The sequence below is a fragment of the Nocardia sp. NPDC052566 genome (assembly GCF_044547285.1).
GTDB lineage: Bacteria > Actinomycetota > Actinomycetes > Mycobacteriales > Mycobacteriaceae > Nocardia.
Map to the genome: position 1 here is coordinate 292,433 of NZ_JBIUAF010000001.1, position 15,529 is coordinate 307,961.

The 15,529-nt window shown below is 66.5% G+C and carries 10 protein-coding genes; 6 read left to right on the plus strand and 4 right to left on the minus strand.

What is annotated here, in order from left to right; genetic code table 11:
• Nucleotides 1-45: 45 nt before the first annotated feature.
• Nucleotides 46-1,239, minus strand: coding sequence for an XRE family transcriptional regulator (locus tag ACIG5A_RS01300; protein WP_397236406.1), 1,194 nt, complete (start codon nt 1,237-1,239; stop codon nt 46-48).
• A 285-nt stretch (nt 1,240-1,524) separates the two neighbouring features.
• On the opposite strand from ACIG5A_RS01300, the gene ACIG5A_RS01305 reads away from it, so the two are divergent.
• Nucleotides 1,525-1,830, plus strand: coding sequence for a hypothetical protein (locus tag ACIG5A_RS01305; protein WP_397236408.1), 306 nt, complete (start codon nt 1,525-1,527; stop codon nt 1,828-1,830).
• Here the strand turns inward: ACIG5A_RS01305 and ACIG5A_RS01310 are convergent.
• Together ACIG5A_RS01310 and ACIG5A_RS01315 are read right to left on the minus strand one after the other, a co-directional pair.
• Nucleotides 1,732-4,326 carry an AMP-binding protein gene (locus tag ACIG5A_RS01310; RefSeq protein WP_397236410.1) on the minus strand — a complete coding sequence of 865 codons (2,595 nt, stop codon included), beginning with the start codon at nt 4,324-4,326 and terminating at the stop codon, nt 1,732-1,734. The genes ACIG5A_RS01305 and ACIG5A_RS01310 overlap by 99 nt on opposite strands.
• A 71-nt stretch (nt 4,327-4,397) precedes the next feature.
• On the minus strand, nt 4,398-5,282 hold the full coding sequence (locus tag ACIG5A_RS01315; protein ID WP_397236412.1) for a PAC2 family protein: 885 nt from the start codon (nt 5,280-5,282) through the stop codon (nt 4,398-4,400).
• Between the two features lie 131 nt (nt 5,283-5,413).
• Here ACIG5A_RS01315 and metH point away from each other — a divergent pair, with 131 nt between their 5' ends.
• The 5 genes from metH to ACIG5A_RS01340 all read left to right on the plus strand — a co-directional run bounded on the left by metH (nt 5,414) and on the right by ACIG5A_RS01340 (nt 14,712).
• On the plus strand, nt 5,414-9,010 hold the full coding sequence (metH, locus tag ACIG5A_RS01320) for a methionine synthase (protein WP_397236414.1): 3,597 nt from the start codon (nt 5,414-5,416) through the stop codon (nt 9,008-9,010).
• A 169-nt stretch (nt 9,011-9,179) separates the two neighbouring features.
• Nucleotides 9,180-9,575 carry a hypothetical protein gene (locus ACIG5A_RS01325; RefSeq protein ID WP_397236416.1) on the plus strand — a complete coding sequence of 132 codons (396 nt, stop codon included), beginning with the start codon at nt 9,180-9,182 and terminating at the stop codon, nt 9,573-9,575.
• Nucleotides 9,576-10,853: 1,278 nt separating this feature from the next.
• Nucleotides 10,854-11,957 carry a hypothetical protein gene (locus ACIG5A_RS01330; protein ID WP_397236418.1) on the plus strand — a complete coding sequence of 368 codons (1,104 nt, stop codon included), beginning with the start codon at nt 10,854-10,856 and terminating at the stop codon, nt 11,955-11,957.
• A gap of 360 nt (nt 11,958-12,317) precedes the next feature.
• Nucleotides 12,318-14,009, plus strand: coding sequence for a protein kinase (locus tag ACIG5A_RS01335; RefSeq protein WP_397236420.1), 1,692 nt, complete (start codon nt 12,318-12,320; stop codon nt 14,007-14,009).
• A 22-nt stretch (nt 14,010-14,031) separates the two neighbouring features.
• On the plus strand, nt 14,032-14,712 hold the full coding sequence (locus ACIG5A_RS01340) for an HAD family hydrolase (RefSeq protein WP_397236422.1): 681 nt from the start codon (nt 14,032-14,034) through the stop codon (nt 14,710-14,712).
• Nucleotides 14,713-14,718: 6 nt separating this feature from the next.
• Here the strand turns inward: ACIG5A_RS01340 and ACIG5A_RS01345 are convergent, their stop codons facing one another.
• The gene (locus ACIG5A_RS01345) at nt 14,719-15,483 is read right to left on the minus strand and encodes a hypothetical protein (protein WP_397236424.1); all 765 of its coding nucleotides are present in this window, start codon (nt 15,481-15,483) and stop codon (nt 14,719-14,721) included.
• Nucleotides 15,484-15,529 lie beyond the last annotated feature (46 nt).

Below are 15,529 nucleotides of genomic sequence, written 5' to 3' on the forward strand. Positions count from 1 at the left end.
AGAAGGGGTGTTGGGCGTGGGTGTGTCCGCTATTGGTATGTTCGCTCACTCCGCGGACAGCGATCTCAGCTGGTCCAGGTAGACCCTGGTGCGCGGATCGCCGGGGAAGCGCTCGATGATCTCGCGCGCCGCCTCGCCCGCGATCCACATCAGCGACGGCAGCGAACGCCGTTTTCCGGCGAACGCCTGCATACCCTCATTGACGGCCAACTCGAGATCGCGGCCGCGCACGGCGACCACCGCGAGGGTCAGATGCGCCTCGGACACCCGCATCGGATTGCGCACCGTGCCGTCGGCCCTGGTGGAGTTCCTGATCACCTCGCGCGCATAGGTTTCGGCCTTGCGGTCCTCACCCGCCACGCGGCAGCAGTCCATCGCGTAGAAGTCGAACTTCTGTGGATCGACCACGAAATGATTGTCCAGATTCGTCGGATGATCGAGTCGCTCCAAGATTGCTCGGCCGTTGTCCAGCGCGTCCTCGACCGCCTTGCGCTCGCCGAGCCGGGCCAGCGCCTTGGCCTTCTGCGCGGACAGCTGGACGCCGACACCGAGATTCTGACTCGCCTGTAGTGCGGGTTCGGCCGCCTCGATGGCGCCGCGGTAGTTGCCCTGCGTGAGCGCGAACCAGGCGGCCATTTCCGCGCTCCAGCCGGTGATCTCGGGATTCTCCGCCTCCTGGCCGAGCGAGTAGGCGGCGCGGCGAGTGGCCTCGGCGGTGGTCCGCCTGCCGAGGTCGTAGTCGACGCAACCCACCAGCAGCGCGACCCAGCCCGCCAGGACCAAGATCTCCCGATGCTGGGCGAGGGTCAGTCTGCCGTCCAGTAGTGAGGTGATCCGGCGCAGCCACGCGGTGCCCTCGGTGTGCAGATCGTGCGGATCGGCGTAAGGGTATTCGCAGCACAGTCTTTCGGCGGTGATCCGAATGGCGTCCAGCGTCGCGGCCGACACGTCCGACATGCGCAGCCTGCCGATGAACTCCAGCGTGTCCATGCCGGTCGCCGACAGCAGCTCGTCGTCGCGATTCGGCCTGGCCTTCGGAAAGAAGGCCGCGGTCACGGTGTCGAAGGCGGCGGCGATGATGGGGGCGTAGAAATCATCCGGGCGCGACTCGCCCGATTCCCAACGGCGCCAGTTGCGCAGGAGTGTACTGTCGGTCGGCAGGTTGTGCGAAGACTTCGCGCGCATCACCCGGACGGCGTCGGCTTGTGACCACCCCCGTGCGTCGCGTTCGGAGCGCATACGGACAGCCCAGACGGGTCGATCGTCTCCAGCGGCCACGCTTGTAGTATCGCACCAGTTAACGTCTGGTGGCCCGGATAGGGCATATAGGTGTCATCGGGTTGACAGCTGCATTCGCAGTCTGGCGTCTTCCATGCTGGTAATGGGCGCGGAGAGTTTGCCAACGCTCAGATGCAAGAACATTTGCTCTTGCAGATACGAGAACACAGTTTTTCGAGTCCGTAGTACCCCGGCGACGGGTGATCCAAACTAGAGAACAGCGATCCCTATCCAACGGAGGTTCGGGTGGAAGCGTTGATCTATGGATACGTGCGGGACGATCTGGCCGACGGGCACGGTGAGGAGCTCGAGCACGCGATGAGCACCTTCGCCAGGGCCGAAGGACTGTGCTTCGCCGCCACCTTCCATGAATCGACAGCGGGTGACGGCACGGCGTTCGCCGAGCTGACGCAGGAGCTCAAGCGCGCCGACGCGCACCACGTCGTGGTGCCGTCACTCGATCACTTTGCCGGCCAGACGATTCCGCGCGACGTGCTGATCGCGAAACTGGCCCAGGACGCGGCGGCCCAGGTCTGGACCGTCGAGCGCTGACCCCGCCTGCGCCGCGGGGCTCCGCATCACTATCGACCGTCGAACCACGGCAACGATCCGCGTCGCGGCCATACCGGCCGCAAGCGAGGCGATCAGCGCCGCGACGTGGTGCTGGCCGAACGGCGGATACACCTGCCAGTGCAGGAGATAGACGAACAGCGAGCTGTCGGCGAGTACCGCTGCGGCGCCGGCGATCAGCGCGGGCAACCGCACCGCGGGCAGCCAGATCAGCAGCAGCAGTCCGGCCATCACCAGCCGTTCCCGGTCCGGCACACCGAAATAGCCCGGCGTCGTCGCCACCAGTACCACACTGACCAGTAGCCGCTGCCACAGCGAGGTGGCCTTCGCGGCGGCCCAGCCGAGCGCGAAAAACCAAGCGGCCAGCGGGGAGAACGGCACGTCGCGCGCCGCGTACAGCCCGAAGGACTGGTAGCGGAAGACCAAGGTGAGTGCGACCAGGCCCATGGCGAACCAGAACGGATCGCGGCGCTGCAGCCGGTCGACCATCGGGACGCGGACGAGCAGCGCACCCGCGATCATGAAGTAGACCAGCACCTCGAGGAACCACAGGTGCCCCGCGGTCGGGCTGTCGCTCGGACCGAGAATCTTGTTGAGCAGCAGCACATTCTGCCAGGTGTAGTAGTCGGAGAACGGTAGCGTGAGCGCGACCCACAGCGCGGTCGGTACGGCGATCAGCGCCACCGTGCGCAGCGCGTGCCGCAGCCGTTCCGAGCGCGCCGACCCGGTCACCGCGAACCTGGCGAAGTTGTAGCCCGCCACCCCGAGCAGCACATGGGCCGCGCCCCACATCACGAACAGCCCGATATGGGAGCTGACGATCAGCACGATCGAGACGGCGCGCAGCAGCGTACCGGTATCCAGTGATCGGCCGAACTGGCGGCGGCCCTGCGGAATTGCCTCGAGCTCGGCGATGGTCATGGTCGGCCAGTCGGCAGGGAGGCAGCCGAGCGCGCGTTGCAGCCGGGTCGAAGTCGTCACGTAGGTCAGGGAATTGCCGCCGAGGTCGACGAAAGTGCGGTCGGGGCGTACCGATTCGGGATGCAGGCCGAGTGCGACGGCGTACAGGGCACGGATGTCGCGGCAGTGCGCCTCGGGTGCGGAAAGGCGGCGCACCGCGGGGTAATCCGGTTTGCCGTTGGCCAGCCGCGGCAATTCGTCGACCGGGCAGATGGCGATGGCGGCGGCGGGCAGCCCGCTCAGCTCGGCCGCGAGCACGGTGGGATCGGACTCGGGGCCACCGTGGGCCACCGCGATCACCAGCTGATCGCCGCCGTCGGTGCAGCAGGTGGTGAATCCCGCTGCGGCCAGGCCGTTCTCGATCCGCTGCAGGTCGATGCGCAGACCGAAGAGTTTGGCGAACCGGCTGCGCCTGCCGACCACCTGGTACAGCCCGTCCGGAGTGCGCAGCGCCAGATCGCCCGTGCGCAGCGAATCGACGGTGCGCCCGAGCGCCAGCTCGCGCCGCGACTCCGCGTAGCCCATCATCACGTTCGGGCCGTGATAGACCAGCTCGCAGGCGTTTTCGGCGTCGTCGACCGGCTCGAGGGTGAAATCGCCACCCGGAATCGGGATTCCGATGCACTCCGGATGCGTCGCGGCCGCCGCGGGCGGCAGATAGGCCATCCGCGCGGTCGCCTCGGTCTGGCCGTACATGACGATGAAATCCCAGCCCGCCGCCGCGCCACGAGTCGCGTAGGCGCGCACCCGATCTGGATCGAGGCGCCCGCCCGCCTGGGTGATGTAGCGCAGCGCCGGCAGGTCCATCCGGTCGAAGCCGATCCGGTCCAGCAGATCGATGGTGTAGGGCACCGCGGCGAACGAAGTCGCGCCGTGGCCACGGAATTCGTCCCAGAACCGCTCGTCGAGCACCGAGCGCTCGGTGAGCAGCAGGCTGGCGCCGCGCAGGAGATGGCTGTGCACCACCGAAAGTCCGTAGCAGTAGAACATCGGCAGTGTTGTCGCCGCGCGGTCGTCCGGTCCGATCGCCAGGTACTGGGCGATGGCCGAGGCATTGGCGATCAGGTTGCGATAGGACAACCGGACCACCTTCGGTGAACCGGTGGAACCCGAAGTGCTCAGCAGCAGCGCCAGATCCGGGTGCAGCCGGTGTTTCGGCCTGGCCCGCCGGATGACCGGCGAGCCGCCGTCGATGACGATATCGGGATCGTAGGTGCGCATCAGCTCGGCCGACAGATCGCCGGCGAGCAGCACCACACAGCCGGCGGCCAGCGCGCCGAGATAGGCGACGAGCGAATCGAGGTCGTTGCGCGCTGTCAACGCGACGAGACGCCGGGTCGGTCCGAGACTGTTCGCGTACTCCTCGACGAGCGCAGCCAGCCGCGCGTAGGTGACCCGCTGCAAATCTTCCGTCACCATTTCCGCTGCTGTGACTGACGCCGAGGGAGAACGCGAGCAGAGGACGGCGATCCGGTCGTCGTAACCACGCAGGTACGCGACGATCGGGGGGATGGTCACCCTAAGAAGTCTAGGCGGCAAGCCTTTCCGGCCCTACAGGTGGCCCCGTGGCGAACTTCCGGTGAACTGTGTTAGAGGCCGAAGCTACCGGGACCGCGCCTGCGCAAATACTTTTCGAATTCGGCGGCGATCGCGTCGCCATCGATCTTGGCCATCGCTTCGTTCAGATCGAGGGCCGCGTCCCCGCGCTCCTCCAAAGACCTTACGTACTCACTGATTTCGTCGTCGCCGACAGTCATCTCGTTGACCGCGGTCTCCCAGTCCTCGGACTGCTTGGGCAGCTCGCCGAGCGGCACCTCGATATCGAGCACGTCCTCGACCCGGTGCAGCAGCGCGATGGTCGCCTTCGGGTTGGGCGGCTGCGAGACGTAATGCGGTACGGCCGCCCAGAACGACACGGCGGGCACGCCCGCCTTCACGCACTGATCCTGCAGCACGCCGGTGATGCCGGTCGGCCCCTCGTAGCGGGTCTGCTCCAGATTGAACCGCTCGGCCGCCTCCTTGCTGTAGGCGGAGCCGGTCACCGGGACCGGGCGGGTGTGCGGTGTATCGGCGAGCAGCGCGCCGAGGATGACCACCGTCTGCACGCCGAGCTGCTCGATGAACTCCAGCAGGTCGGCGCAGAAGCTGCGCCAGCGCATATTCGGCTCGATACCGCGCAGCAGCACCACATCGCGATCGCTACCGGGCGGCGAACAGACCGAGAGCATGGTCGACGGCCACTGGATCTCCCTGGTCACGCCGTCCACCTGGCGCACCGTGGGCCGATTGACCTGGTAGTCGTAGTAGTCCTCGGAATCGAGTTCGGCTAGCGGCTCGGCATCCCAGATCAATTCCAGATGTTCCACCGCGCCGCTCGCGGCGTCGCCGGCGTCGTTCCAGCCCTCGAAGGCGGCGACCAGCACGGGGTCCCGCAACGTCGGCAGTTCCGAATCGGGAGTTTCACTGGGGTTCACCCGGTCAGCCTACGATGACTCGCGCCGCGCCGTGCTGTCATATCCAGGCTTCGCCCCGCCGGTGTGGCGCCGCACACGTGAGTACGACGCGGGCGAAGGGAATGTCAGAGCAGCCAACTACGCTTGACGGCATGTCTGCGTCCACCCCCGCCGAGTTCGACACCACGCTGCTCGACACCCTTCGTCGGCGTGTCGTTATCGGCGATGGCGCGATGGGCACGATGCTGCAAGCCGCCGATCTGACGCTGGATGATTTCCGCGGGTTGGAGGGGTGCAACGAGATCCTCAACGAGACCAGGCCTGACGTGCTGCGCCATATTCATCGCGCGTACTTCGAGGCGGGTGCGGACGCGGTCGAGACCAATACGTTCGGCTGCAATCTGCCCAACCTGGCCGACTACGACATCGCTGATCGGATTCGGGATCTGTCGGAGCGCGGCACGCGGCTGGCTCGTGAGGTCGCCGATGAGATGGGGCCGAGTGCCGATGGGACGCCGCGGTATGTGCTCGGCTCGATGGGGCCGGGTACGAAGCTGCCGACGCTGGGGCACGCGCCGTACACGGTGTTGCGTGACGCGTACACCGAATCCGCGCTCGGCATGCTCGAAGCGGGCGCCGACGCGATTCTGATCGAGACCTGCCAGGATTTGTTGCAGGTGAAGGCCGCGATCACCGGAAGCCAGCGGGCCATGGTGCGGCTCGGGCGCCGGATTCCGATTATCACTCACGTGACGGTGGAGACCACCGGGACGATGCTGGTCGGTAGTGAGATCGGTGCGGCGTTGACGGCGCTGGAGCCGCTCGGTATCGACATGATCGGGTTGAACTGTGCGACCGGGCCGGATGAGATGAGTGAGCATCTGCGGCATTTGTCGCGGCATGCGCAGATTCCGGTGTCGGTGATGCCCAATGCGGGTCTGCCGGTGCTCGGTGCGAACGGTGCGGAGTACCCGTTGACGCCGGAGGAGTTGGCGATCGCGCTGCGCGGGTTCGTGTCCGAGTTCGGGTTGGCGTTGGTGGGTGGGTGCTGTGGCACTACCCCGGAGCACATTCGTCAGGTGACTGCGGCGGTGCGTGAGGTGGAGCCGACGTTGCCTGCGATCGGGGCGCGGCGCGCGCCGGTGCATGAGCCTTCGGTGTCGAGTATGTATACCGCGGTGCCGTTCGAGCAGGACGCGTCGATCATGATGATCGGTGAGCGGACGAATGCGAACGGGTCCAAGGCGTTTCGTGAGGCGATGTTGGCCGAGGATTGGCAGCGGTGCCTGGATATCGCCAAGGATCAGACTCGTGATGGTGCGCACATGCTCGATTTGTGTGTCGACTATGTCGGGCGTGACGGCACCAAGGATATGGAAGCGCTCGCGTCGCGCCTTGCCACTTCGTCGACGTTGCCGATCATGCTCGATTCCACCGAAACCCCGGTGCTGCAAGCGGGTTTGGAGCATCTCGGTGGTCGGTGTGCGGTCAACTCGGTGAACTATGAGGACGGTGATGGTCCGGAGTCGCGGTTCCAGCAGACGATGCGACTGGTCGCCGAGCATGGTGCGGCGGTGGTGGCGTTGACCATCGATGAGGAGGGTCAGGCGCGGACCGCGGTGAAGAAGGTGGAGATCGCTGAGCGTTTGATTGCCGATATCACCGGTAATTGGGGGTTGTTGGAGAGCGACATCATCATCGACACCCTGACCTTCACGCTGGGTACCGGTCAGGAAGAGTCGCGCAAGGATGGTATCGAGACCATCGAGGCGATCCGGTTGCTCAAGCAGAAGCATCCGCAGGTGCAGACCACCCTCGGTCTGTCGAATATCTCGTTCGGGTTGAATCCGGCGGCGCGGCAGGTGTTGAACTCGGTGTTCATGCACGAATGTGTGCAGGCTGGACTGGATTCGGCGATCGTGCACGCCTCGAAGATTCTGCCGATGGCGAGGATCCCGGACGAGCAGCGCGAGACCGCGCTCGATCTCGTGTACGACCGCCGCACAGACGATTACGACCCGCTACAGAAGTTGATGGCGTTGTTCGAGGGCGTGTCGGCGTCCTCGTCCAAAGCCTCCCGCGCGGAGGAACTAGCCGCGTTGCCGTTGTTCGAGCGGTTGGCCCGGCGGATCGTCGATGGTGAGAAGGCCGGGATGGATGCCGATCTGGATGCGGCGATGGCCGAGGTGCCGCCGTTGCAGATCATCAACGAAACCTTGCTGTCGGGGATGAAGACCGTGGGTGAGTTGTTCGGGTCCGGGCAGATGCAGTTGCCGTTCGTGTTGCAGTCGGCGGAGGTGATGAAGACCGCTGTGGCTTATCTGGAACCGCATATGGAGGCCACCGACGACTCGGGCAAAGGCCGGATCGTGCTGGCCACGGTCAAGGGTGATGTGCACGATATCGGTAAGAACCTGGTCGACATCATTTTGTCCAACAACGGCTATGAGGTGGTCAACCTCGGTATCAAACAGCCGATCGCGACGATTTTGGATGCGGCGGTGGACAAGAAGGCCGATGTGATCGGTATGTCCGGGCTGTTGGTGAAGTCGACCGTGGTCATGAAGGAAAACCTGCAAGAGCTCAACGCCAAGGGTGTGGCCGAGCAGTTCCCGGTCTTGCTCGGTGGCGCGGCATTGACCCGCGGTTATGTCGAGAACGACTTGACCGAGGTTTACGAGGGCGATGTGCATTATGCCCGTGACGCTTTCGAGGGTTTGCGGTTGATGGATGACATCATGACCCGCAAACGCGGTGGTGGTGGCGATCCCGACAGCCCGGAAGCGATCGCCGAACGGCAGAAGGCGGCCGAGCGTAAAGCGCGCCATGAACGCTCGAAGCGGATCGCTGAGCAGCGCAAGGCGGTCGAGGTGCCGATCGAGGTGCCCGCGCGGTCTGACGTCGCGGCGGACTTGCCGGTCGCGGTGCCGCCGTTCTGGGGCACCCGGGTGGTGAAAGGTGTGTCGCTGCAGGAGTATTCGGGTCTGCTCGATGAGCGCGCCTTGTTCCTGGGGCAGTGGGGTTTGCGTGGCCAGCGCGGTGGCGAGGGCCCGTCGTATGAGGAACTGGTCGAAACCGAAGGGCGTCCGCGGTTGCGGTATTGGCTGGATCGGCTGTCGACCGAGGGTGTGCTCCAGCATGCGGCGTTGGTGTACGGGTATTTCCCGGCGGTGTCCGATGGTGATGACGTGATCGTGTTGACCGACCCGAATCCGGATGCGCCTGAGCGGTATCGGTTCACTTTCCCGCGTCAGCAGCGTGACCGGTTCTTGTGCATCGCGGACTTCATTCGCTCTCGTGAGCATGCGCGGGTGACGGGTCAGGTGGATGTGTTGCCGTTCCAGTTGGTCACGATGGGTCAGCCGATCGCCGATTTCGCCAACGAGTTGTTCGCCGCCGACAACTATCGTGACTATCTCGAAGTCCACGGTATCGGTGTGCAGCTCACCGAAGCACTCGCCGAGTATTGGCATCGCCGGGTCCGTGAAGAGCTTGTCCTGGAAGGCCATTCGGTCGCCGACTCCGACCCGGCCGACGTGCTGGACTACTTCAAACTCGGCTACCGCGGCGCCCGCTACTCCTTCGGCTACGGCGCCTGCCCCGACCTGGAAGACCGCGCCAAACTCGTCGACCTCCTCGAGGCCGACCGCATCGGCGTCGTCCTGTCCGAAGAACTCCAACTCCACCCGGAACAATCCACCGACGCCTTCGTACTGCTGCACCCCGAGGCTAAGTACTTCAACGCCTGACGGTTCGGCGTCGACGCCGAACCGCCTCTCACTGGTCGACCGGTCGAGGCGACGGCGTCGATGCGGAGGCGAAGGCCTGATGGTTCGGCAGCTCCGGCCGTGGCAAACCCCTTGTGTCCATTAGGGTGTCGGTACGGCGGCGTTACGGGTGCCGTGGAGGGGGATCGGTGTGAAGATTCGTGCCGCGACGCTGCTTGTCGGTGCCGTGCTGGCGGCATCGGCATGTTCGTCCGATATTCGCAGCCCCGACGACCAACTGGGCGACAAGTATTACGCGACGGCCCTGGGCGTGAAGACCGATGGCGCTCCCCAGGGGCAGGCCAAGGCGCGGGCGACTGCTGTTGGGGCAGCGGAATCGCAATGCGAGACGCTGCGGGGTGCGCAATCCCGTGGCGATATCGTGCCGACCGATCCCAAGCTGCCCAAGAACGCCGCTTGGATCCGGGAGGTCCAGGAAGCGGTCCGAGGTAACAAGGTGGAGCCGTGGAAGATGTTGGCGTTGATGAAGATCAGCGCCGAATACAAATGTCCGGAATTCACGGCAATGCTCGACGCCTTCAGCTGATCGGTGCGTCGTGCGTCGTGCGTCGTGCGTCGTGCGTCGTGCGTCGTGCGTCGTGCGTCGTGCGTCGTGCGTCGTGCGTCGTGCGTGGCGCGTGGCGAATGGCGCGTGGCGCCTAGTGAGTGGTGAGTGGTGAGTGGTGAGTGTGGGACTGTGGCGGTGTGGGCGGGGCGCGGTTCTGGACGGGGTTTAAGGACTGAATTATCGTGTTGCGCCCTGGACGGGGTTGCTTTACCTCCCGCCGTCAGGTGCATCATCTCGGCTTCCAGCCCACTTACCCTCTCCTGGTATCTCCTACTCCCCGGAGGATGTCCAGGGGCGAAAGGTATTTGCTGCATCGGTGGGGCCCGACAGGGTGGATGCGCGCGATAGTCGCGGCCATTCATGGTGCGCCGCACCCCCCATCCGAGCACCCTCGGGCTGGGCTGGGGCTGGGCTCGGCGTCGAGCGCAGTCAGATGGTGGCCCGTTCCGGCGTGTCGCACCGCCATTTGACTGCGCTCGGCGAGCTTTCGGAGGTCGAGCGCAGTCAAATGGCCCCGGTTGCGGCGTGTCGTGCGGCCATTCGACTGCGCTCGCTGGGCTGCGGGTACTGCGCAATGAAATGCCTGCCGGTGCTGCGTGTGCCGTCCGGGTCGAATGGCGCACGTGTTGGAATACGGCTGGGCGCGTTGTGTCACAACGTAATCCGGCCATGCCCGGTGAGCGCGGATGCCGAGCGTAGTCAGATGGTGGTCGGCTACGGCGTGTCGCACCGCCATCTGACTACGCCCGGCGGGGCCGGATCACCGAGCGCAGTCAAATGGCCGTTGCGCACGGCGTGTCGGGCGGCCATTCGACTGTGGTCGACGAGTGTTGATTGGTGGTGCTGGTTTGGGTGGGAGGACAGCAGGGGGCGCCTCGACGCCGTCCGTTTCGGGCATCCGGATGTCATAGGTACGACGTCCGGTTCGAGTTCGTCGACACGGTCGAGTGCCGGGCGGCGGCGGCCGCGTGCCCGACGACCCGCATGCCTGGCTGGGCGTCGGTGGCGGGGTTTCTGTGGGGGGATGGGTTAGGGTCGGCGGCGGTTGGTGTGCGCCGAGGTTAGCTGGGGTGTTGAAAGATGCTCGACGACAAGACACTTACCGCGTTGGTGATGCGGCTTGATCATGATCATCCGAATGAGGTGTTCACGGCCCAGAGGGAGCTACTTGGTGCGGGGCCCAGTTCGGTACCTCGGCTGGTTGTTGTGCTGCGGGGGCTGAGTTTGCGGTATCCGGTCAGTCGGTCGGCGGTTCGGATGGCGGAGCAGGTCATCTGGTTGTTGCAGGCGTTCGGGGATGCGGCGGTCGAGCCGTTGGCAGAGGCGATCGCGGGCGCCAAGGCGGCGGATCGGGAGCGGCGGGCGGCAGCCGACCCGTGGGCGGCGGTGAGTATGGGACGAGAGGCCGACGGGCTTGTCGCGGCATTCGGTGAGCTGAAGGTGTCGGATGTGGCGAAATATGTTCCGCTGCTGCGGCATCGCGATGGCGAGGTGCGGTACGAGACGCTTCAGGTGTTGCTGAAGCGCGCGAGCGAGGCGATTCCCCATCTGGCGCAGGTGGTTTCCCTGCTCGATGATCCGGACGCGCAGGTGCGGATGCGGGCCGCGGGGGTGGTACAGACGATGGGGGCCGAGGCCGTCGCACCGTTGCGCGAGATGCGGCGCGCGCCGGGACGCCATCGCCGCCGTGCCATGATCGCCCTGCTGCATGCCGGGGGTTGGTACGCACTGGAATCCGCCGATCAGAACCTGCTGCGCCGCCTGATCCTCGGCAAGATCGCGCGGGAGATGCCCGAGCCGTACGCGGAGCCCAACGGGGATTTCTTCGGCGACTGGATCGCCGTCTCCACCGCGGATCAGGACGCGCTGCTCGACGCCCTCGGCCTCGTCGATTCCATGCCGGTGACCATGCGCCTCGGCTGGGCGGTCTGCGGCACCGACGGATGCGCCTATCTCACACCGGAATTGGATGGCTGGACGCTGATATTCGGCTATCGGATTCCCGACGATGACATGCCGGACAGCCTCGGTACCTTCCTGGCCGAACTGAGCCGCCGATTCGGTGCCGCCCAGTGGTACTTCCACGATTACGGCGCCGGCGGCTGGGCGATGGCCGAGCGCGGTGTCCTGATTCGCCACTGCTTCTACGGTGACGCCCCGGACGACGTCGACGAGTTCGGCCCACCCCACCCCGCCGAGGTGGACGAGGCGCTCGACGGCCACGCCCTGTACCCGCCCGCGATCGCCGCCCGCGCCTCGGTCGACCCCACCGCGCTCGGCACGCACACCCGCGTCCGCGGCCACGGGCGGATCGGTGTCGTCGATCGCCGGGTGACCCCGCGCGGGGTCTATCCGATCTGATATCCGACCGGGTGGGACATTGTGATGGTGTTCACGCTCGGGTCGCGGTTTTCCGACTTCGTCATGGCCTCGGTTACCAGGGCGTACGCCCTGATTTGGGGAAATGCGGTCGCGACACGACGCGCGGGTGCGCGGCGGCTACCTGGGCAATCGCGGCAAGACGGTGGCGGAGGTAGATGTGGGTCCGGTGGATATGCCATTGTCAGAAGCATTGCAACTGCATCCGGGGCAGTCGGCGGATGCGTTCGGCTCACTGCTTACGGGTGCAAAGTACTTCAGCGCGTAGGATTTTCGAGGATTTCCGGGCTTATGCGCGGAGTGCGGTTCTGACTCGGCGACAAGCAGGAGGGGTACGACACCATGACGTCGGATCGGTTGATCGCGGGACGATATCGGCTCACGGATCCGATCGGCACCGGCGCGATGGGTGTCGTGTGGCGGGCCACCGATGTGCGACTACGGCGCACGGTGGCGGTCAAGCAGCTGATCCTCGGGCCCGGTTTATCCCGATCGGCGGCGATCGAGGCCAGGTTGCGCGCCATGCGCGAGGGCCGGATCGCGGCCAGGTTGCATCACCCGAACGCCATCACCGTCTTCGACGTCGCCGAGGAAGACGGTCAGCCGTGGCTGGTCATGGAATATATGGACGCGCCGAGCCTGGCCGCGCGGCTGTCCGGTAAGCGCACGCTGCCCCCGACCGAGGTGGCGCGCATCGGCGCCCAGGCCGCGGGCGCGCTGGCCGCCGCGCACGACGCGGGCATCATGCATCGCGATGTGAAGCCGGCGAACCTGCTCGTCGGCGACGACGGCACCGTGAAGATCACCGACTTCGGCATCTCGCACGCGGTCGGCGATGTCACGGTCACCGCGACCGGTTTCCTCGCGGGCACGCCCGCCTATCTCGCGCCCGAGGTGGCGCGCGGGGAGAATCCGGAACCCGCCTCCGACGTATTCGCGCTCGGCTCAACGCTTTACGCGGCGGTCGAGGGCGGCCCGCCGTTCGGTGAGGGTGACAATCCGCTCGCCGTGCTGCACGCGGTGGCCCGCGCCGATGTGGGGCAGCCGACGCACGCCGGCGCGCTCGGCCCGGTGCTGATGCGCCTGCTCGCGCCGACCATCGAGGCGCGCCCGACCATGCACGAGGCGCAGGAAGCGCTGGAAGCCGTTGCGGCGGGCCGTACTCCGCAGCTGCCCGCCGTGCCGGTGTCCACCAGGGTGATGCCCGCCCCCGGCTCCGACGAGGCGACCGCCCTGCTGGCCAAGCCGACTGCCGTCGTGCCCGAGGTCGGCTCCGACGCCACCGAGGTGGTGCCGACCGCGGGGCTTGCCGATGTGTCCGCCGGATCCGCCCTCCCGCCACCGCCTTCGCGTCCAGGGACCCTGCCCGGTCTTCCCGGCAACGGGCAGTCGCGCGGCCGGGTCGTCGGGTTCGCGGCCGCCGCTGTTGTCGCCGTGCTCCTCATCGCGTGGATCATCGCCAGCACGGTCAACCGCAGCGGGAACGACGGCCCCACCGCCGCGCCGCTGACCTCCGCGGCCGCCGCACCCAATCAGGAGACCCCGACCCCGACCCCGCCCACCGACGCCTCGGGCCAGGACCGGCAGGAACCGGCGGCGCCGAATCCGCCGCAGACGGGTCAGCCGAGCGCGGCGGCACCGTCCACCAGCGCCGCACCGAGCAGTTCCGCCTCGCCGAGCAGCAGCCGCCCTGCGCCGACCACCATCACCACCACCCCGTTCGGCCCGCCGACCGCCGACCGCATCGCCCAGTTCATCGGCGGCTACTACGGGATGCTGCCCGGCAACGTGCAGGGCGCGTGGTCCCAGCTCTCGCCCGCCTATCAGGCGCAGACCGGCGGCTACAACGCCTACGCCCAGTTCTGGGCGACGGTGCGCTCGGTGAGCGTCGGCGCCATCACACCGCAGGGTGAGAATCGGGCCGTCGCCTCGCTGACCTATACGCTGAAGAACGGCTCGACCTCTTCGGAGAATCGGTGGTTCCAGGTCGCGCCGGACAACGGGCGACTGCTGATCGCCGCTTCCGGTCTATGAGATATGAGGAGTAGTACCGCACGTGACCGCGCGCTCGGCCGAGGTTCTCGGTGTTCTCTGGGATATGGACGGCACGCTGCTCGATTCGGAGAAGCTGTGGGATATCGCGGTCCGTGAGCTGGCCGCCGCGCACGGCCGCACCATGACCGACGAGATCAGGCACGCGCTGATCGGTGCGTCCGGCCCGAACGCTATGCGCATCATCTTCGACGGCCTCGATATCGAGCAGACTCCGGAGGCGCTGGAGTTCTCCGCCGAGTTCATGGATCGCCGCGTCACCGAGCTGATGGCCGGGCCGATTCCGTGGCGGCCCGGCGCCCAGGACGCGCTCGGCATGGTCCGCGCCGCGGGCTTACCGATGGCACTGGTCACCAACACCGCCCGCGCGCTCGCCGAGTTCGGCCTGGACACCCTCGGCCGCGACTGGTTCGACCGCACCGTCTGCGGCGACGAGGTCGCGCACGGCAAACCCGCACCCGATGTGTACCTGCGCGCCGCCGACCTGCTCGGCCTCGATCCGAGAAACTGTGTGGCCGTCGAGGATTCGCCGACCGGTGCGGCGGCGGCGCAGGCCGCGGGCTGTGCGGTGATCGTGATCCCGTGCGAGATAGCCGTTCCCGACGCGCCGGGCCGGATGTTCCGCGACTCGCTCATCGGCCTGACCGTCGAGGATCTGCGGGACGCCCTGCGCGTGCGCGGCTGAGCCGACCTACTTCGCGTCGACGTATTTGCCGAGCACGGAACGATATTCGGCGAAGTCGGGTTCGGTGTGCAGCTTCGGGTTCTTGCCCTTGGTGAGCGCCGAGAACGGGCACTTCGGCGTGCTCACACCCGTGATCCGCTCCTCGGCCACCTTGTCGCCGGTCTTGGCCTCGTACAGGGTGACGTCGTAGGTGCCGCGATACAGCGGCAGCTTTCCGCCGTTGAACTCGCAGTCGGTGAGATGGTCGCCGGTATCCGGTTTGTCGAGGCAGGCGATCAGCTGCACCCGCGCCGGATCGAGCTTGGCGCCCTGCCAGTGGTCAGGGTGGTCGCTGCCGAGCGAGGCCGGATCGGTGAAGTCCGAATCGTCCTTGACGAAGATGGCGATCGGATGCGGTCCGGGACCACCGTAGGTGGCCGTCTGCGGAAAGTACTTGCGCGCCATCAGCCCCGCGCATCCCGGCTCCAGATCCCGGGTCGACTTCAGCGCCTTGTCGCTCTCCTTCGGCACCAGGAACGTCCAGAACACGGCATACCCGACCGCGAGCAGCACCACTCCCGCGGCGCCCCACCGCATTGCCCGCGTGCGCCCACTCACCGGCCCGCTCGGGACGTTGCCCCTGCGCTTGTTTCGCACCGACACGATGACCGCGACGATCGGCGCCACCGCCAACCCGGCGAAAATGATCCCCACCAGGACCCCGCCGTTCTTGAAGGCGTATGCCGAGAAGATCCCCGCCAAAACAATGAACAGAATGAATAGCCGACCCATGGATTCCCTCCCCAGCAGAACAGTACGGCTCGGGACCATACTGGAC